Source organism: Pedobacter nyackensis (assembly GCF_900176505.1).
Lineage (GTDB): Bacteria > Bacteroidota > Bacteroidia > Sphingobacteriales > Sphingobacteriaceae > Pedobacter > Pedobacter nyackensis.
Window position 1 is genome coordinate 165,452 of sequence record NZ_FWYB01000002.1, and the last position, 18,327, is coordinate 183,778.

The 18,327-nt window shown below is 39.9% G+C and carries 19 protein-coding genes; 14 read left to right on the forward strand and 5 right to left on the reverse strand.

Annotated features, from left to right (window positions below; genetic code table 11):
• Nucleotides 1-49 precede the first annotated feature (49 nt).
• Together B9A18_RS04980 and B9A18_RS04985 are read right to left on the reverse strand one after the other, a co-directional pair.
• Nucleotides 50-1,054, reverse strand: coding sequence for an FKBP-type peptidyl-prolyl cis-trans isomerase (locus tag B9A18_RS04980; protein WP_084287665.1), 1,005 nt, complete (start codon nucleotides 1,052-1,054; stop codon nucleotides 50-52).
• Nucleotides 1,055-1,112: 58 nt separating this feature from the next.
• A complete protein-coding gene (locus B9A18_RS04985) occupies nucleotides 1,113-2,123 on the reverse strand; it encodes a DHH family phosphoesterase (protein ID WP_084287668.1) in 1,011 nt (336 codons plus the stop codon).
• A 140-nt stretch (nucleotides 2,124-2,263) separates the two neighbouring features.
• On the opposite strand from B9A18_RS04985, the gene B9A18_RS04990 reads away from it, so the two are divergent.
• From B9A18_RS04990 to B9A18_RS25295, 3 genes are all read left to right on the forward strand, one after another.
• The gene (locus tag B9A18_RS04990) at nucleotides 2,264-2,683 is read left to right on the forward strand and encodes a nucleoside-diphosphate kinase (RefSeq protein ID WP_084287671.1); all 420 of its coding nucleotides are present in this window, start codon (nucleotides 2,264-2,266) and stop codon (nucleotides 2,681-2,683) included.
• Nucleotides 2,684-2,849: 166 nt separating this feature from the next.
• Nucleotides 2,850-3,581: a BamJ family beta-barrel-assembly machinery protein gene (locus B9A18_RS04995; protein ID WP_084287674.1), complete on the forward strand. Its 732-nt coding sequence runs from the start codon at nucleotides 2,850-2,852 to the stop codon at nucleotides 3,579-3,581.
• A gap of 56 nt (nucleotides 3,582-3,637) precedes the next feature.
• Complete coding sequence (locus tag B9A18_RS25295; protein ID WP_200816312.1) at nucleotides 3,638-3,811, forward strand: hypothetical protein; 174 nt, start codon at nucleotides 3,638-3,640, stop codon at nucleotides 3,809-3,811.
• 1 nt (nucleotide 3,812) lies between these two features.
• Here the strand turns inward: B9A18_RS25295 and B9A18_RS05000 are convergent, their stop codons facing one another.
• Both B9A18_RS05000 and recF read right to left on the reverse strand, forming a co-directional pair.
• Nucleotides 3,813-4,103 (reverse strand): DciA family protein, encoded by a 291-nt coding sequence (locus B9A18_RS05000; RefSeq protein WP_084287677.1) that lies wholly within the window; start codon nucleotides 4,101-4,103, stop codon nucleotides 3,813-3,815.
• On the reverse strand, nucleotides 4,096-5,199 hold the full coding sequence (gene recF, locus B9A18_RS05005) for a DNA replication/repair protein RecF (protein WP_084287680.1): 1,104 nt from the start codon (nucleotides 5,197-5,199) through the stop codon (nucleotides 4,096-4,098). Before recF ends, B9A18_RS05000 begins: the two co-directional genes overlap by 8 nt.
• Nucleotides 5,200-5,358: 159 nt before the next feature.
• Between recF and B9A18_RS05010 the strand changes: the two genes are divergently transcribed.
• The 9 genes from B9A18_RS05010 (at nucleotide 5,359) to ytxJ (ending at nucleotide 16,534) form a co-directional block, all read left to right on the forward strand.
• A complete protein-coding gene (locus B9A18_RS05010) occupies nucleotides 5,359-6,030 on the forward strand; it encodes a tetratricopeptide repeat protein (RefSeq protein ID WP_084287682.1) in 672 nt (223 codons plus the stop codon).
• A 141-nt stretch (nucleotides 6,031-6,171) separates the two neighbouring features.
• Nucleotides 6,172-6,747 (forward strand): RNA polymerase sigma factor, encoded by a 576-nt coding sequence (locus B9A18_RS05015; RefSeq protein WP_084287684.1) that lies wholly within the window; start codon nucleotides 6,172-6,174, stop codon nucleotides 6,745-6,747.
• An 82-nt stretch (nucleotides 6,748-6,829) separates the two neighbouring features.
• Nucleotides 6,830-8,005 carry a FecR family protein gene (locus B9A18_RS05020; protein ID WP_084287686.1) on the forward strand — a complete coding sequence of 392 codons (1,176 nt, stop codon included), beginning with the start codon at nucleotides 6,830-6,832 and terminating at the stop codon, nucleotides 8,003-8,005.
• A gap of 73 nt (nucleotides 8,006-8,078) precedes the next feature.
• Nucleotides 8,079-11,396 (forward strand): TonB-dependent receptor, encoded by a 3,318-nt coding sequence (locus tag B9A18_RS05025; protein ID WP_084287688.1) that lies wholly within the window; start codon nucleotides 8,079-8,081, stop codon nucleotides 11,394-11,396.
• An 11-nt stretch (nucleotides 11,397-11,407) separates the two neighbouring features.
• Nucleotides 11,408-12,676 (forward strand): RagB/SusD family nutrient uptake outer membrane protein, encoded by a 1,269-nt coding sequence (locus B9A18_RS05030; protein WP_084287690.1) that lies wholly within the window; start codon nucleotides 11,408-11,410, stop codon nucleotides 12,674-12,676.
• Between the two features lie 18 nt (nucleotides 12,677-12,694).
• The gene (locus B9A18_RS05035; protein WP_084287693.1) at nucleotides 12,695-13,621 is read left to right on the forward strand and encodes a phosphodiester glycosidase family protein; all 927 of its coding nucleotides are present in this window, start codon (nucleotides 12,695-12,697) and stop codon (nucleotides 13,619-13,621) included.
• A gap of 9 nt (nucleotides 13,622-13,630) precedes the next feature.
• A complete protein-coding gene (locus B9A18_RS05040) occupies nucleotides 13,631-15,391 on the forward strand; it encodes a BACON domain-containing protein (protein WP_084287696.1) in 1,761 nt (586 codons plus the stop codon).
• A 97-nt stretch (nucleotides 15,392-15,488) separates the two neighbouring features.
• On the forward strand, nucleotides 15,489-15,980 hold the full coding sequence (gene ribH, locus B9A18_RS05045; RefSeq protein WP_084287700.1) for a 6,7-dimethyl-8-ribityllumazine synthase: 492 nt from the start codon (nucleotides 15,489-15,491) through the stop codon (nucleotides 15,978-15,980).
• A gap of 221 nt (nucleotides 15,981-16,201) precedes the next feature.
• Nucleotides 16,202-16,534: a bacillithiol system redox-active protein YtxJ gene (gene ytxJ / locus B9A18_RS05050; RefSeq protein ID WP_084287703.1), complete on the forward strand. Its 333-nt coding sequence runs from the start codon at nucleotides 16,202-16,204 to the stop codon at nucleotides 16,532-16,534.
• Here the strand turns inward: ytxJ and B9A18_RS05055 are convergent.
• Nucleotides 16,524-16,928: an OsmC family protein gene (locus B9A18_RS05055; RefSeq protein ID WP_084287706.1), complete on the reverse strand. Its 405-nt coding sequence runs from the start codon at nucleotides 16,926-16,928 to the stop codon at nucleotides 16,524-16,526. The two genes, ytxJ and B9A18_RS05055, sit on opposite strands and share 11 nt — an antisense overlap.
• A 78-nt stretch (nucleotides 16,929-17,006) precedes the next feature.
• Between B9A18_RS05055 and B9A18_RS05060 the strand changes: the two genes are divergently transcribed.
• On the forward strand, nucleotides 17,007-17,426 hold the full coding sequence (locus tag B9A18_RS05060; protein ID WP_084287709.1) for an META domain-containing protein: 420 nt from the start codon (nucleotides 17,007-17,009) through the stop codon (nucleotides 17,424-17,426).
• A 16-nt stretch (nucleotides 17,427-17,442) separates the two neighbouring features.
• Nucleotides 17,443-18,321: a lipoyl synthase gene (gene lipA / locus B9A18_RS05065; protein WP_084287711.1), complete on the forward strand. Its 879-nt coding sequence runs from the start codon at nucleotides 17,443-17,445 to the stop codon at nucleotides 18,319-18,321.
• Nucleotides 18,322-18,327: the final 6 nt, after the last annotated feature.

Consider the following 18,327-nt stretch of genomic DNA (forward strand, 5'->3'; position numbering starts at 1 on the left):
AAACCGGGTTCGTATTTTATTGCTACCCCTGATAAGGGAATATTACTTATTATTTTGCCGGAGCAGGGGTAATAGGTGAAATCGTTGCACCTGGAGCAGCTACTGGCGCAACAGCTGGTTTTTTAATGTCACTTAACTCAACTTCAAATACAAGCGGAGAGAAAGGACTGATACCACCTTGAGGCATACCACCTTCGCCATAAGCTAAGTTTGAAGGGATAATTAAGGTGATTTTTCCACCTTTACCGATCAATTGTAAACCTTCGTCAAATCCTGGAATTGCTCTTCCTAAAGTGATTGGACGTGGACCATATTGAGCCATTGCATTGTGTTTACCTGATTCTTTAGCAATTTTCTCATCACTGGTATCGAAGATATTATCTTTACCGTCAGATTTTTTAGTCGTTAATTTACCTGTGTAGTTAACCATCATCGTATCACCTAAAGCTGGTTTTACAGCATCACCCGGTTTAGAAATCACATATTGCAAGCCTGAAGCAGTTGTAGTCGTTTTCAAGTTGTTATCAGCAATATATTTTTTGATTTTACCAGCTTCAGCACCTTTCTTTTTCTCGATGCTTGCTTTGTAATCATTCTCAAAGAATGTTCTAGCCTTATTCTGGAAAGTAGAATCTGCTTCATTAGCACCTTTAGCTAATACTTTTTCAATTTTAACAGTAAATACGATGTATTTATCTTTTGTGCCCGGAGGTTTTGGCTGACCAGAACGCGCAGCCATAGTATCTAAATCCAATTTGAATGTAGCACTATCACCTTCTCCAAACAATGTCAAAACATCATTCATGTCACCAGCATAAACTTTCTTAGCAACAGGGAATACCTGAGGCTGATCCATATCCCATGTGTTGAACATCACAGAATCTTTTTCAGATTTCTGAATAAAGTTCAATTTAACGATATCACCTTCTTTAATTTTTGCGCCTCCAGCATCCTTATGGATGATATATGACAGGCCTCCCGGACCTTTTTTGTAGTTGTTACAAGCTGCTAACCCAAGTGTAGCGGCGAAAAGAATTACTAGACCTTTCTTCATGTGGTTTTTTAAGTTATTTTTTTATTTTATTTTCTATTCTGTTTATAAGGATTCGACCTTATCTCAACAACTGATCTTTATACTCCGTTAAAAGCGCTTTAAAATCCTGCACAGTATCCGCTAAATTCTTATCGGAATACCCGCCGGCAGCATTTCTATGTCCTCCTCCGTTAAAATATCTTTTGCAGATTTCATTCGCAGGAAATTCTCCCGTGGAGCGCAAAGATAATTTAACTTTATCAGTTCTTTCAATAATAAACGCGGCCAATTTAACACCATTAATTGACAATGCATAATTTACTATGCCCTCTGTATCACCAGTTACGATGTTGTAAGTTTTCAACTCTTCTTTGGTTACCGGAATAATCGCTGTATTAAACTCTCTCAATACAACCAGCTTATTGCTTAAACAGTGACCTAAGAAACGTAAACGGTTTTCTGTGGCATTATCGTATACCAACTCATGAATTCTCCAGTGTTCTGCACCAAGATCGATCAAATCGGCAGCGATGCGGTATACCGTAGCGTCGGCAGATCTAAAACGGAAAGAACCCGAATCTGTCATAATTCCGGTATACAGACAAGTTGCGATATCTTTATTCAGCATTACTCCATCCTCTAATTCGTTTACAATAAAATCATAAACCAATTGCGCCGCAGCACAGGCATGAATACTCCAATGGCGATAGTCATCAAAATCTTCCGGATCCAGGTGATGATCAATCATAACCTTATACGCACCTGACGCCCTTACCAGTTCACCCAGTTCATTGATCCTTCCAAGTGCATTAAAATCAAGACAAAAAACAATTGCAGCCTCTTCAACCAGCTTTGCCGAACGTTCTTGTTCTTCCGTGTAAATAATTACATCCGCATTATTTGGTAACCAGTGCAAGAAATAAGGGTAGTCGGTCGGAGCGATTACCTTAACATGATGTCCTTTTTGAATCAGGTAAGCGTACAGCCCCAAAGATGAACCCATTGCATCACCATCAGGTTTATGGTGGGTTGTTATGACAATTTTTTGCGGCGTTGCCAGCAAAGATTTTAATTCTGAAATAGATAGCATAATATTCGTTGCAAAGCTAGTAATTTAATGATAATTGAAGCCTATAATATTTTAGCCTCGCAGCTATATTTTTAAGGGAGCGGAAAGAACACTTTAATTTTATCAGTATAAAACGTAATTTTGCAAAAAAATTATACAAAATGACTACAAACAGAACTTTTACCATGATTAAGCCGGATGCTGTTGCTAATGGCCATATTGGTGCTATAATCAACGATATTACTGCTGCTGGTTTCAAAATCATTGCATTGAAATACACTCAATTAACTCCAGAAACTGCTGGTAAATTTTATGAAGTTCACGCTGCACGTCCTTTTTATGCTGACTTAGTAAGCTTCATGTCTTCAGGACCTATCGTTGCTGCTATCCTTGAGAAAGACAATGCAATCGAAGATTTCAGAAAATTAATCGGTGCTACTAACCCAGCTGAAGCTGCTGAAGGTACTATCCGTCAGAAATATGCTAAATCTATCGACGCTAACGCGGTTCACGGTTCTGATTCTGATGAGAATGCTGCAATTGAAGGAGATTTCTTCTTTACTGCTGCTGAGCGTTTCTAAGACAACAACAATCACGTCATCCTGACACAGGTCAGGACCTCGAAGAGAAATAACAATGCGAGATACCGGCCTTAGCTGGCATGACGAACAACATAAAATAAGCACCCCAAAAAGGTGCTTATTTTTTTATAAAGTTTGTACCTTTCAACCACAACAAATAGAACTAATGAAGAAGACTATTATTACGCTTATGCTACCATTTTGCACCCTTGCGGTAGATGCTCAAACAAAAAAACCAACAGCAGTAAAAAAAAAGGTGACTACTGTAGTAAAAAAAGCTACACCTGCTGTTGTACTTAAAACGACTTTAGATTCGGCCAGTTATGCCTTTGGTAATACCATGGCTACCAGCATGAAAAACGACGGGCTAAATAACCTGAATTACGACTTGCTGATTAAAGGATTAAAAGATGCTTTCGCAAACAAAACTCCGCTTATCGCTAAAGACCAATCTCAAACTGCGATCAATAACTTATTTAAAGTGGTTAGCAAACAAAAACACGCCCCTGCAATCGCTGAAGGCAAAGTATTTTTAGAGCGAAACAAAACACAACAAGGCGTACAGGCAACAGCTAGTGGACTGCAGTACCTGGTTATGACCAAAGGGACTGGAATCAGACCTAAAGCTACGGATACCGTATTGGTAAACTATAGAGGAACTTTGCTTAATGGCAAACAGTTCGACAGCTCTTACGATAGAAATGAGCCCCTTTCACTTCCTTTAAATGGTGTAATAGCTGGCTGGACAGAAGGTGTTCAATTGATGCAGGTTGGTTCAAAATACAAATTCTTCATCCCTTACAATCTTGCTTATGGTGAGCGTGGCGCAGGTGCAGATATCCCTCCTTACAGCACTTTAATATTTGAAATTGAGCTACTTAAAGTAAACGGAAAATAGTATCTCAAACCATTGTCATTGTCGTTTGTTAATTGATAACATCAAATCATCAACCTATGACAACGAGAAGATATTTTCCATTAGCAATCATTGCCTTCCTTTCTACTACACTTATGAGCTGTGAGCTGGTAAAAGGTATTTTTAAAGCAGGTCTTTGGACTGGTGCAATTGTCGTAATTCTTGTACTTGCACTCATTATCTGGTTAATAGGCAGAATCTTTGGGGGATAAACTAAAGAAATACAATATCAGTAATCACTTCAGATCCGGCACGTTCATTTATCTTTTGAAGGATGCCGGATCTTACCATCAGCAACTCATTCTTGATCACCGATGACTCAATCCTGATGAACAGTTTTTTTTGCGAAACATAAATCTGTGTAGTCCGGTTGGCAATTGCCTTCCCCATCAGTTCAGGCCATAAAGCCACTACAGATGTTTCATCAAACTTACCTTTCAGCTTATAAACATTCAGCAATTTGCCAATGCCTTCTTTTAGTGTAATATCGTTAGGTTTACGCATGATTTATTGCTCCGTTAGTCACGTCGAATAGCGTTACCGGCACATCGATTTTATTAAATACTGCCAGCACACGGTCTTTCCCTGTATCTGTAATAAAGATCTGCCCAAAATCATGATGGGATACCATCTCCATCAGTTTATGCATCCTGCTATCGTCAAGTTTATCAAAAATATCATCCAGCAACAACAAAGGCTTAAATCCTTTATACTTCTGAAGATAAGCATATTGCGCCAATTTAAGTGCAATTAAAAAAGATTTCTGCTGCCCCTGTGAACCAAACTTCTTTAAGGGCATATTTGATATTGTAAAGATCAGTTCATCCTTGTGAATACCGGTAGTTGTTCTTTCCAGAACCTTATCCTTTTCTATGGATTGCAACAGCAGCTGCTCAAAAGCGGCATCGTTTAACTGACTTTGGTACTGCAAACTTACCTGCTCCTTATCATTGGTTAAATACTGGTAGTATTTATCAAACAAAGGAATAAACTCAATCATGAATTGCTGACGCTTGGCATAGATCTTTACCCCTGAAGCGACCAGTTGCTCATTATAAATCTCCAGTAATGTCGGGTCATAGCTACGCGTTACCGCAATTTGCTTTAACAAGGCATTCCGATTTAAAAGGTGACGGTTGTACATGATCAATTCGTCCAGATAGTGCGTATCAGTTTGCGAGATCACATTATCCATAAAACGACGCCGCTCTTCACTTCCTTCCATAATGATATTGGTATCATAGGGTGAAATCATCACCAATGGAAACAAGCCAATGTGATTGGCTAATTTATCGTACTCCTTTTTATTCCGCTTAAATTGTTTTTTCTGATTCCTTTTTACACCACAGGTGATCTTCTCATTTTTTTCCTGGCGGTCGAAGTCACCCTGAATTAAAAACAGGTCATGTCCCGTTTTTATTTGCTGTGTATCGATTGGATTAAAATACCCTTTACATAGGCACAAGTAATGGATAGCGTCCAGTAAATTGGTTTTACCGGCCCCGTTATCTCCTACAAATGCATTTACTGTTTTTGAAAAACTAACATTTGCATCCGTATAGTTTTTAAAATTAAGAAGGGTAATGTTTTTTAACCACATAGTATCAACAGCCAAAGTTACCGTTTAGCTTTGTTAATTCTATGATTACTTCGGTTCTATTTAACGCTCAGTTCATTAATTTTGTTTAAATACTTTCAAAAGGGGTTGATACTTTGATGTAAAAATGTATTTTTGCAATCCTTAATTTTTTTAAATAAAATGTCTACAACAGAAAAAGAAATAAATCAACCGGTAAGAAAGGGTTCCTTTTTAGAAGAAAATTCGAAAAGCCTTTTGTTCATTGCAGGTGCAATTGTAGTATTAATAGGCATCTACTTCTGGTATCAGAATGTATACCTTAAAAACAGGGCTGAAGAAGCATCTGCTAAGATGTACAAAGCAGAGCAATACATTGGCGCTGCAGATTCATTAGCTAATAAAGCCATCAATGGCGAAGGTGGCTACCCTGGTCTTGAAAAAATTGCAGAGGAGTATGACAATACAAAATCGGCTAACCTTGCCAACTTATACCTTGGTGGTATTTATTTACGTAAAGGTGAGTACAAGAAAGCTACTGAAGTTTTAGGTAAATATTCAGAAACTGGAAGTCCGGTTGCAGATCCATTAGCTTTAGGCTTACTAGGTGATGCTTACAGTGAATTAAAAGACTTTAAGCAAGCAGCTACTTACTATAAAAAAGCAGCTGATAAAGCGAGCAACAAATTTACTTCTCCAATGTTTCTTAAAAAACTAGGATTGGTTTACGAAAACCTTAAAGATTTTAAAGGTGCTGAAGAAGCTTACACCAAAATAAAAACTCAGTATCCTGAAAGCCAGGAAGCTGCTATGATTGACGAGTACATTGCCCGTGCAGCTGCACAGGTAAAGTAAACAGCCCAAAACATATACAGAAACCCTGCATAACCGATAAGGATATGCAGGGTTTCTTTTTTTAAGCCTATCAATAATGTTGTATAGAATTAATAAATACTTTACATTACAACGGTATTTTTGCGCACATTCGTTGTACACATGTCTAAGCCTGAATCAAATACCTCTAGTGAAGAGGATCTGTTAACTCAAATCACCGAAGGGAATGAGAAAGCTTTTTCTGTGCTGTACACCACCTATTGGAAATATGTGTACAATAGCGCTTACAAAAGGCTTCAGAATTGCCAGGATGCTGAAAACATCACGCAGGATATTTTCCTGAACATCTGGAACAACAGAAAAACTCAAAAAATTGAAAACCTAAAGTCCTTCCTGTATATCTCCGTTAGAAATAAGGTACTGGATTTAATCGCAAAGGAGAAGAAATACGTTGAACTGCCAGAATACATCGAACTTTTTGAGCAATCGAGTAGCAGCCCTGCCTTTCAGGCGATATACAAGGAATTGCTAAAAGAATATAAAAAGCAATTAGAAGAACTTCCCCCGCAGCAAAAACTCATCTACGAACTGAAGTTCCACGAGAACCTTTCCTCAGATGAGATCGCCGAAAAATTAGGTTTATCCGTAAAAACGATTCGAAATCATTTGGGAAAAGCTAAGATAAAACTTCGAGCCAGCTTCTTTCCAATCTACGTATTGGCGCTCCTCCATATTTAGTCTTTTATTTTTTTAATTTTTATTTGCGCCCGACTGGGCGTTTTCCTTTATGACCCGTCTTATATGTATATAACAGCATAAGATGGATTGGAACAAAGACAAATATTTAGCCCTTTTAGAAAAATACAATCAAAATACGGCCAGTCCGGAAGAGAAAGCTTATGTAGAAGCTTGCTACCAATACTTTGAGGTTCAATCCAATTATACTGATCAACTGGATGAAGAAGCCGCTGATCAGCTAGGACAAAGTATATTTAACCGTATTGAAAGAGAACGGAAACCATCATTTGCAAAACTAATTCTACACAGAAGTAAGGATGCGGTCAGATACATATCTGCAGCAATCATTTTAATTGTCGCTGCGGCCGCGATTTTACTTTATACCTATCAATCCTCATCAACAAAAGACAACGCCTCAGAAGCGCCTATATTACCCGGCAAGAGCATCGCCAGTTTAGTATTACCCGATGGCAGTTCCTACTTGTTGAGCGACGCTCAGAAACAAGAGGATTTAATTTCCAAAGGAATTTTACACATTTCCAATAAGGAAGGCTTTCTGGAATATGATCCCTTGGCTAAAGTAGCACCTGCTGCTATAAAGATCCATGAGATCAGAACACCAAATGGAGGGCAGTATAAGGTCATTCTGCCTGATGGTAGTAAAGTATGGTTAAATGCAGCCAGTTCGCTTAAATTCCCTAATGAGTTCAATGAAAGCACCAGGGAAGTAGAACTTATCGGGGAAGCCTATTTTGAAGTTACCGGTACCCAAAAGAATGGGAAAAACAAGAATTGGCCATTCCTAGTAAAAAGTCAGAAGCACAGCACAAGCGTATTGGGCACAAAGTTCAACATTTCAGCCTATCCTGAAGATAATTTTGATCAGGTTACACTCCTGGAAGGTAAAGTTAAAATCCATGCCAGCAATGCTGTAGGAACTGCAGCTGATTATACGTTAAAACCAAATCAGCAAGCCACCATAAATGATAAAGTCAGCGTTCGGGATGTTGCCTATGCTACGGATGCCAACGCCTGGCAGCAGGGTAATTTTAGTTTCTCCAATAAGGACCTGGTACAGGTAATGCGTACCATCAGCAGGTGGTATGATGTAGAAGTTGACTACCATAATTTACCAGACAAAAAATTAAATGGTGCTATAAGTAGAAGCGTATCTATCAACGACATACTCAGAATGGTCGAAAAAACATGTAGCATCCAATTTAAAATTGAAGGGAGGAAGGTATATGTTGTAAAATAATCCATTTATCCGCATCAGCTAACCTCCAATAAAGACGACCAAATCAGAAATTAAACTAACATAAAAAAACATAATGCTTAGAGTTTTATTACCGTTAAAACTTACATTTTCGCTAGCCTTAGTACTATGCTTAAACGTATCTGGCAAGGTGTATTCGCAAAACATCACCTTGTCCACCAAAGGCAAAAATTTTGAAACCATTATCAAGGAGATTCGGGATCAGACTAAAATTTCCTTTTTATATGACACCGAATTTTTAAATAAAGCCAAACCTTTATCTGTAGAGATTAAAAATCTAAACATAGAAAACACACTTGCTATCATTTTCAAAAACCAACCCTTTGATTATGAAATTGACAAGAATTCCATCATTATAAAGCGCAAAACGGAAACGGCCAAAACGGCAAACAGCCAACAACAGATGGTTACCGGAACGGTTTATGACGAGGAGAAAAAACCTTTGGCAGGTGCAACTATTAAAGTATTAAATACTGCCTCAGTTGTCATTTCTGATGAGCAGGGAAAATTTAGTCTGACTAATATAAAGCCCGACGCCACATTAATTATTACTTATACCGGATTTAATGAACAGAAAATCAGTCTGGGAAACAAAAAGGTCATAGCTATATACCTGGTACGTCAAAATAAAATTTTGGAGGAAACTGTTGTTGTTGGATATGGATCAATAAGGCGCTCATTGGTGACCAATGCTATTGGTACATTTAAACCTAAGCCGGAAGACGTTCGCCAGGTAGCCAACCCTGCACGTTTGCTGGAAGGTCGGATAGCAGGAGTAAACATCAATGTTGGATCAGGAAACCTGGGATCAGCAGAGCGTATCAGCATTCGCGGAATTTCTTCTATAAGCGCGGGTAATGAACCGCTATATGTTATAGATGGTGTTCCGATTAACACTTCCAGCCCTTCCCTATTCTCATTTGGTGAAAACTACAGTCCCTTAGCGGCCTTTAATCATGCTGATATTGAGTCTATAGAAGTACTGAAAGATGCGGCCTCAGCAGCCATTTATGGGTCGAGAGCCAGTAATGGTGTGGTAGTGATTACTACCAGGTCCGGAAAAGAAGGCCGTTCTGATGTGAAGGTTAACCTTTCCAGCGGTTTTTCCCAATTTATGGATCGCAATAAACTAAAATTCTCGGATTCTAAATCCTACCTCCTGCAATATAACGAGGGAGTAGATAACTATAATAAACAGAACAACCTGAAAGTAGGTGATGCCGCCTATAAAATCAGGATTTCTAATCCGTTTGGCGACCTGCCTGATACCGATTGGCTGGGATTAATTACCCAAACCGGTTATTTTAAAAATGTGGATGCAAATCTTGCCGGAGGTAATAAAACCACAAAATATTATATTGGATTAGGCTATACCGATCAGGAAGGTATTATTAAAAACAATTCCTTAAAAAAATATAACGTCAACACCAAGATAAGTCACCAGTTTAAGAAGTGGCTGGAGTTTGGCATGCAGAACACTGCAAATTACATCAAAAACTACCAGGTTCCGGGTGCAAACCTGGGTTCAACCATTATCGCCAGGGCCATTGAACAAAGACCTTTTGACAGGCCTTACAAACCGAATGGAGATTACTATGTTGGTGGAACGGATGAATTAACCCGCCATAACCCCGTTCAAATTATCAATGAACAAGAAACCTATCTGGATACCTATAGATATTTAGGCACCTTTTATGGCACACTAAACCTGGGTCAGGATTTCACATTCAAATCTTCAATAAGTACAGATATCGGGTACACCTACGATTACAAATATTACAATGCAAAACACCCCTATGGAACAGGTGTAGGCAGGTTGGTTGAGTCTAACCGACTTATTCAAAACATTTTAACGGAGAACATCCTGACTTACAACAAGAAACTTAAAGACTTCAGCATTAACGCAATTGCAGGTCATTCCTTTCAAAAGCAAAATGTTAAAAGCTCTGACATTGATGGCAGAGGCTTCCCTACCCCATCATTACATGTAATTTCCGTAGCATCTGAGATTTATGGAGCCAGTGGAAATACGAGTGAGTATGCAATGGAATCTTATTTTGGAAGGTCAACTTTTGCCTATAAGGATAAATACATCTTCACCGGGACATTACGTGCCGATGGTTCTTCAAAATTCAATCCCAACCACAGATGGGGATTGTTCCCATCAGCCTCTATTGGCTGGAATGCATCAAAAGAAGATTTTTTAAGTGATAAAGATATCGACCTTAAATTACGGGCAAGCTATGGCCAGACCGGGAACCAGGAAGGCATTGGTAATTATGCTTACCAGGCGCTCATGCTGGGTGGCCAGAACTACGGAAATGTAAGTGGTATATCCGTGTCGTCTTTTGGTAATGATCAGTTAACCTGGGAAAAGGCCGACCAATACGATATGGGTTTCGACCTCGGCTTAATGAACGGGAGGTTGAATCTAATCATAGATGGTTACATCAAGAATACCAAAAATCTGCTGTATAGCATGCCAATCCATGCCACTACAGGCATGACCAGCATTATCAGCAATATTGGCTCCATGCAAAACAAAGGTGTTGAACTTGCTCTTAATAGCAATTTCAATATTGGTGCTGTAAACTGGAAATCTCAGTTTAACATTGCACACAATAAAAACAAACTGACTTCCTTAATCGGTCACGATGCACCGGTATCTGTAGGCGAAAACAGGGCTTTACAGGTAGGTAAAGAGATCGGGGCATATTATCTTTTCGTAGCAAACGGTCTGTACCAGTATGATGGTGAAGTACCACAGGCGCTATACAATTTAGGCGTGAGAGCCGGTGATGTGAAATGGCTGGATGTTGATGGTAATAACATCATCAATGACAATGACAGACAGCTGGTAGGATCTTCGAATCCGGATTTTTCAGGTGGCTGGAACAACTCCTTTAACTACAAAGGCTTTCAATTAGATATTTTAACCACCTACATGTACGGAAATGACGTGTATGCGCAATGGAAAGCCAGTGGCTCAGCACGTATTGGTTACAGGTTTAACAATTTGGTAGAGTACGTTGAAAATCGCTGGACCGGTCCCGGAAGTACAAATGTATACCCAAGGGCAATTGATGGTGAAACCCATAACACCAGAAACTCAACGAGATTTTTGGAAGACGGTTCATTCATCAGGTTAAGAGCGCTTACGCTAGGGTATAATTTCCCTGTAGGGAAGGTGCAAAAAATAGGACTGAAGGGCTTAAGAGTCTATGCTCAGGGCGACAACCTTTTGTTATTTACCAAGTATTCAGGATGGGATCCGGAAGTAAACAACAATCTTGATCCACGATATACCGGTGTTGATTTATTCTCAGTACCTCAGCCGCGAACTTTCAGTTTAGGTGTAAACATCACGCTATAAATTTTGATCAAATGAAACAAAGATTAATTCTATTCATAAGTGCAATCCTCATGCTTAGTTCATGTGGTAAGCAACTGGACCTATTCCCTCATTCTGGTATTTCACCTGACGCAGTTACCGCTGATGACTTACCTGCATTGAGATTAGGGATGTATAACAATATGCAAAATGATCCTAAGGTTCATTCCTTTATCACCTTCGATATCCTGGGCGGTAATTTAACGGGCAGTTCCGGAAACCCATTAGACATCATCAATTCAACTTTAAGCCCATTAAACTCCATTGTTGCTGCCAGCTGGAATGGTTACTTCAGCGCCCTGTTCCAGGTAAACAACATCATCAGCATTTGCGAGAGTCTGCCGGCATCTGAAGTTAGAAACAGAACACTAGGTGAAGCCTATTACTTTAGGGGCCTGATTTATTTTAACCTGGTAACCCGTTGGGGCGATGTTCCGATTTTAAGAAAAAACACACTGGAAAAGCCTTTCCGCAAACCGGTAACTGAAGTCTGGGCCTTCGTAGAAGAGAACTTAAATCAGGCTGCTGCCCTTTTAGGCACCTCAGAAAGTTATTATTATGTGTCGGCAGATGCAGTTACTGCTCTTCGGGCCAGGGTAATGTTAAGTCAGGGTAAAATGACTGAAGCAACAACTTATGCTGAAAGTCTGATTACCTCAGGTAAATATAAGCTGGATGCTTTTGAAAAAATCTTCAGAAAATTAGGGAACACGGAGGTGATCTTTGCCTTTGAAAACATCTCTGAAGAATCAAGCATCAATATCAGTGACTTGTTCTATACCTACGCCCACCCAAACAAAGGTCAGGGAACTTATAAGCCTGCCCGTGATGTGGTGGATTCATATGCTGCGAACGACAACAGGAAGAATATTTCTATTGTCAATATTGCCGGCACTGAATGCATCAACAAGTATCCGAGTGGACAGACCGGCAGAGATCCGGTTATCATTTCACGGATTGCAGAAATGTATCTGATTAGTGCCGAAGCACAGGGCAGATTGAATGGCATAGGCAGATTGAATCAGCTTCGCAGCTTCCGCGGGCTCGTTAATTTAACAGTAAGCAATGATGACAGCTACATAGATGCCATTCTTCTGGAAAGAAAACGCGAACTGTTGGCTGAGAATTTCATGTACCATGATTTAATCAGACTGGGAAAAGCGATAAAAAACCTGGGCATCCTAAGCCACCAAACTTTATTACCAATTCCAGGCAGGGAATTACAGCTAAATGGAAACCTTATACCCAATCCTGGATACTAACATTAAAAACATAATCTAATGAAACATACATTTTACTGGTTTACAGCAATTATTTTCAGTCTGGGTATACTGAGTTGTACAAAAGCCCAGCAAACTACTACCTATGTTGCCATTCCTAAAACCGAAGTTGGAAAACGTCTGGTAAATCAAACAGACCTGTTTGCAACCATTCATGCTGATACAAGCTATACCATAAAAAACGGTTTAACTGCGACAGAAATTAAGTACCTGTCTAAAGAAGGCCTGGCCATGAAGATATTCATCTTTGAGGTCGACCTTTCCAAACCAAACTTAACCATAGAAGCCTCTACCCCTTTTAACCAGCCGCAGTATAATATGCAGGAGATGACCCTCCAGGCCACTTATGAAGATGCAGAAAAGCATAAAGTATGGGCAGGTATAAATGGTGATTTCTACAATATGACGACAGGGATGCCTCAAGGGATCGTGCATAAAGAAGGTTTGGTCATTAAAAGCACAGTTACGGACGCAATAAATACTTTCTTCGGGATAACTAGCGACAACAAAGCGATTGTTGGCGATCAGGCCTTATACGCGAATGTAAAAACAACCTTAAAGGAAGCCATTTCGGGCAGGGTAACGTTAATTAAAGATGGTGTTATTGAAACCCAGGCAAGTGCAGTAGTTGAACCGCGAACCGCTATTGGCGCGTCAGCGGATGGCCTTAAAGTATACATGCTGGCTGTTGATGGCAGGAAATTCCATTACTCAAACGGAATGAAATACGAGGATCTGGCTAAAATATTAAAAGCCTTAGGTGCCCACAATGCCATCAATTTAGATGGCGGGGGATCAACTACCTTTTTCATACGCAATACACCGGGCTTCGAACCCAACCGTTTTGAAATCAGAAACTGGCCTACAGACAATGGCGGCAAAGAACGGGCAGTGGCAAATGGTCTATTAATTATATCTAATGAATAACCTGTTAACATGAAAGCATATTTAAATAGAACTTGTTCATTCCTGCTATTGCTGGCAATGATCGCCATCACTGGATGCCGAAAAGTTGATGCAGAAGGTTTTTCACCTGACGATCCTGATCTGTCTTTTAAAACAGAAACTATGGAGGTTGGAAGTGAGGCTACAGAGCTGGAGATTGAAATAAAGTCAAATCTTCCCTGGCGTGTAAAAAGTGACGCAGATTGGTTGTCATTCGTTTCTGCTAACGGAACCGGCAACGGAACTTTTAAAATCAGTGTTGCAAAAAACAAAACTACAATTGCAAGAACTGCTGAAATTTCAGCATGGGTTACTGATGGTTATAAAAAAGTACTTAAAATCACACAACTTGCCGGAGATGCGCCACCCGATTTCACCAGACATTTTTACGTAAGAGCAAATGGTTCGAGTATTGCCGATGGTTTGTCATGGCAGCAGGCCACAACTTTAGACAATGCTTTAGACCAGGCAAACGATGGAGATTTCATATACGTAGCTGCCGGAACCTACAAACCTGGTACTACCCTATCCAATGGTACTGTAACTGATGCGAAAGAAAACACTTTCGAAATCCGTACCAATGTTCAAATCAGTGGTGGTTATGCTGAGAATGCACAAACTGGAGATCAACCGAATCCACAACTATATCCAACCATACTGAGCGGCAACTTAGGAAGCAGCAAAGCACGGCATGTAGTTGCCATTACTGCTCCTTTGGCAGACGGAAAAAAAGTAGTTCTTCGAGGACTAACCATTAAAGAAGGTGAAGCTGGCGGAACAGGATCCGTTGTGATCAACGGCGCCAGCTTTAGCAGGGCCCATGGTGGAGGGATGATTATTGGGAATACCCTTGCTGAAATTGAAAACTGTAATATCATCAACAACACGACCAACAACCATGCACCGGGCTTATATGTTACTGAACGAGCTGTGCTAACCCTAAAAAATTGCAACATCAGCGGCAATACAGGCAATATCGCGGCTTCAAATGGTGGCGGTATATGGAATGATGGATCAACCATTTATATGTATAACACCAGCGTTAATGGCAACAGGGTTGGTGGTGTTGGTGCAGGTGTTTACGCCATTCATACCACCAGACCATCTGTAACGCAAATGTTCAATGTTACGATTTCAAATAATGTTACTGGTATCTATGGCGCTAACAGTGCAGCAGCAGGGTATTATGGCCGTGAACGTTCAGAAGGATTAATGTTGAACTGTACCGTATCCGGAAACGCCGCTGGCGGAAATGCTGCCGGAGGTGGGATCGTATTGTATGGCTCAGCAAAGTTGGATGTGATCAACTCAACCATCACCAATAATTCCGGTGCAGTGAATGCAACAACTGCCGGTGGAAGTGGTATTAATGTTACGACTACAGGAACCAATGTTTTGAACCTATACAACAGTATAGTTTCCGGAAACAAAGGAGCTTTCGGCCAAATTGTTGGAACAATCACCACCAAATCAGCTGTTGCGATAGGTGACCAGGTATACGACAATAATGAGGCACTTGTTCCAAATGCGGTATTTGATGCTGCTATACTTGGACCACTTGCCAATAATGGCGGAAATACACAAACGGTATTGTTATTAAACAATACCAATCCTGCAACACAGTACGGAATGAGCTTACTCCAATTGCAATTATTGGCCATAAAGCAACAGCTTGATGACAGCATCATTACTAAGGATCAGAGAGGTCAGGATAGAAAAGGTAAAACAACTATGGGCTCAACGGTAAATTAACCTCCACTACCCCATGAAAAAGGCTATCCGGAAAACGGATGGCCTTTTTTGTGCTTTCTCCTCAGTTCATTTCTGAAATTTTCCCTAAGTTTGCAGCATGGCAACACAATTAAAAAACCTATCCGATTTTTCGCATACTACTGTACCTAATGGCGGCGCTTTCAAATTTGCAATTGCTGTTGCAGAATGGAATGCCGAAATCACTGGCAGCCTATACAATGGCGCATTAGAAACTTTGCTTAAACATGGTGTATCTGCAGATAATATTCTGTCTGTAGCCGTACCGGGAAGTTTTGAATTGACTGCTGCTGCTGAAATTCTTTTGCAAAAGCACAAAGATCTGGATGGAGTAATCTGCCTGGGCTGTGTAATTCAGGGCGACACAAAGCACTTTGATTTCATTTGTGATGCTGTAGCCAATGGCATTACTCAGGTTGGGATTAAGCATGCAAAACCAGTAATTTTTGGTGTATTAACCACCAACGATCAGCAACAGGCTATCGACCGTGCCGGAGGTAAGCATGGAAATAAAGGTGACGAGGCTGCGATTACCGCTTTAAAAATGGCAGAACTTGCCGCTACTGTATAACGAAGTTTGATTCTTTTGTTAAAAACTGTAGATTAGTATTAATATTTCATTAAAGAAAACAAATACAGATGAAGAAAATTGCAATACTATTGCTCGGAGTATTTTTTGCAATAACGGTTTTAGAAGCTTGTTCCAACAAAATTTGTCCGGCCTACAGCTCGTATCCTGAAGGCAAAAGAAGAAGAGGCTAAGCGCTCAGTATATTTTACAACAACATTTCAATGCAGTGGAAAAACATTACTGATCTTGAAGAGATCGGTCAAATACAACAACAAGAAGGCTATAGTCTTATTTTTAAACACAGTACACGCTGTTCTGTGAGCTTAATGGCGAAGAAACGCTTTGAGCGGGATTGGGCTGTAATTCCTGAAAACACTGCTTTATACTTTTTAGATTTAATCAGCTATCGCGACATTTCTGCGCAGATAGCTGAAACTTTTCAGGTGTATCATGAATCGCCGCAAATCCTATTGATTAAAAACGGCGATTGTATATTGGATGCTTCACACAGTGAAATTTCAGCTGATGAAGTTGCCGAAATGATTAATAGTTAAAAGTAACGGTCTTCTTGATATCCGGATGTAAACTATAAATCACCGGACAGGTATTGGCAGAACGCTCAATAATCTTTTTGTCCTTATCGGAATAATCATTTGCAGGAAACTGGAAATCAACTACAATCTCGGCTACCCTTCTTGGGTCCTCAGCCATAATTTTTGTAATTGCACAAGTTGTACCATCGATATTAAAACCATGTTCATTCGCTGCAATTCCAACGATAGTCAGCATACAGTTACCTAATGAAGTAGCCAGTAGGTCTGTCGGCGAAAAAGCCTCACCCTTTCCTTTGTTGTCAACCGGTGCATCGGTAATGATTTCATTTCCCGAACGCTCATGTATAGAGGTAGTCCTTAAACCACCATTGTAAGTTATTTTTGAAGTAGCCATTGTGTAAAATTAAGCATTTTTATTCCCCGAAAAATTACCAATTATATTTAACTTTAATAGCAAATAAAATCAATTACCATGAAAAAAATCATCTCAGTTATCCTCATCACTATTAGCGCCTTAACAGCTTGCAAAATGATGAAACCAAATCAATCTTCTGAAAAACTAACTGGTGAATGGGAGTTAAACTACATTACCGGAGTAAGAATCGCCTTCAATGGCTTATATCCTGACGCTAAACCAGGCTTAAATTTTAAAGCGCCATTTACTGAAGTAAGCGGTAATACAAGCTGCAATGGATTCAGTACAAAACTAACTGTAGACGGAAATAAAATGACCATTTCACAACCTGGTGCCATGACCATGAAACACTGCGAAGGCGAGGGTGAAATGAGATTTATGGAAATGATGAAAAAAGTTACAGCCTACAGCGTAGATGATAAAACACTAACCTTACTTCAGGATGACATCGCCGTAATGAGATTCACAAAGAAATAATTCTTAACTTTGTGCCATGATCGCACTTCCGGTTGTTTCAGAAAACCCAGTACAACGTAAACCAGATTGGCTTAGAGTTAAGCTTCCTGTAGGTAAAGAATATGCACAAGTGCGTAGTTTGGTTGATACCCATAAACTACACACCATCTGCGAAAGCGGCAATTGTCCGAATATGGGCGAATGCTGGGGCGCAGGTACTGCGACTTTCATGATTCTTGGTAACATCTGTACCAGATCATGCTCTTTCTGTGCAGTTGCTACAGGCAGACCACTCGCAGTGGATACTGATGAACCTAACCGTGTTGCCAATTCGGTAAAATTAATGCAGGTAAAACACTGCGTAATTACGTCGGTTGACAGAGATGACCTGAAAGATGGTGGTTCGATTATATGGGCCGAAACTTTACAAGCCATCAGAAGAGAAAGTCCTGAAACAACATTAGAAACGTTAATACCCGACTTTAAAGGTCAGTGGGATAACTTATACCGCGTTTTAGAAGAACGCCCTGAAGTGATGTCACATAATGTAGAAACAGTAAGACGTTTAACTAAACAAGTACGCATCCAGGCAAAATACGACAGGAGCCTTGAAGCCCTGAAACGTATTTCTGAATTTGGTTTAAGAACAAAAACAGGCATTATGCTTGGACTTGGAGAAACTGAAGAAGATGTTTTAGAAGCAATGGATGATCTTGTGGCCAATGGTGTACACATTTTAACGCTGGGACAATACCTGCAACCTACACGTAACCATCATCCGGTAGTAGACTGGATCCACCCGGATCAGTTTGCTAAATACAAGGAAATCGGCTTGGCTAAAGGTTTAAGATATGTAGAGAGTGGACCACTGGTACGTTCATCTTATCATGCTGAAAAACACTTGTTTGATTTTTAGTAATCA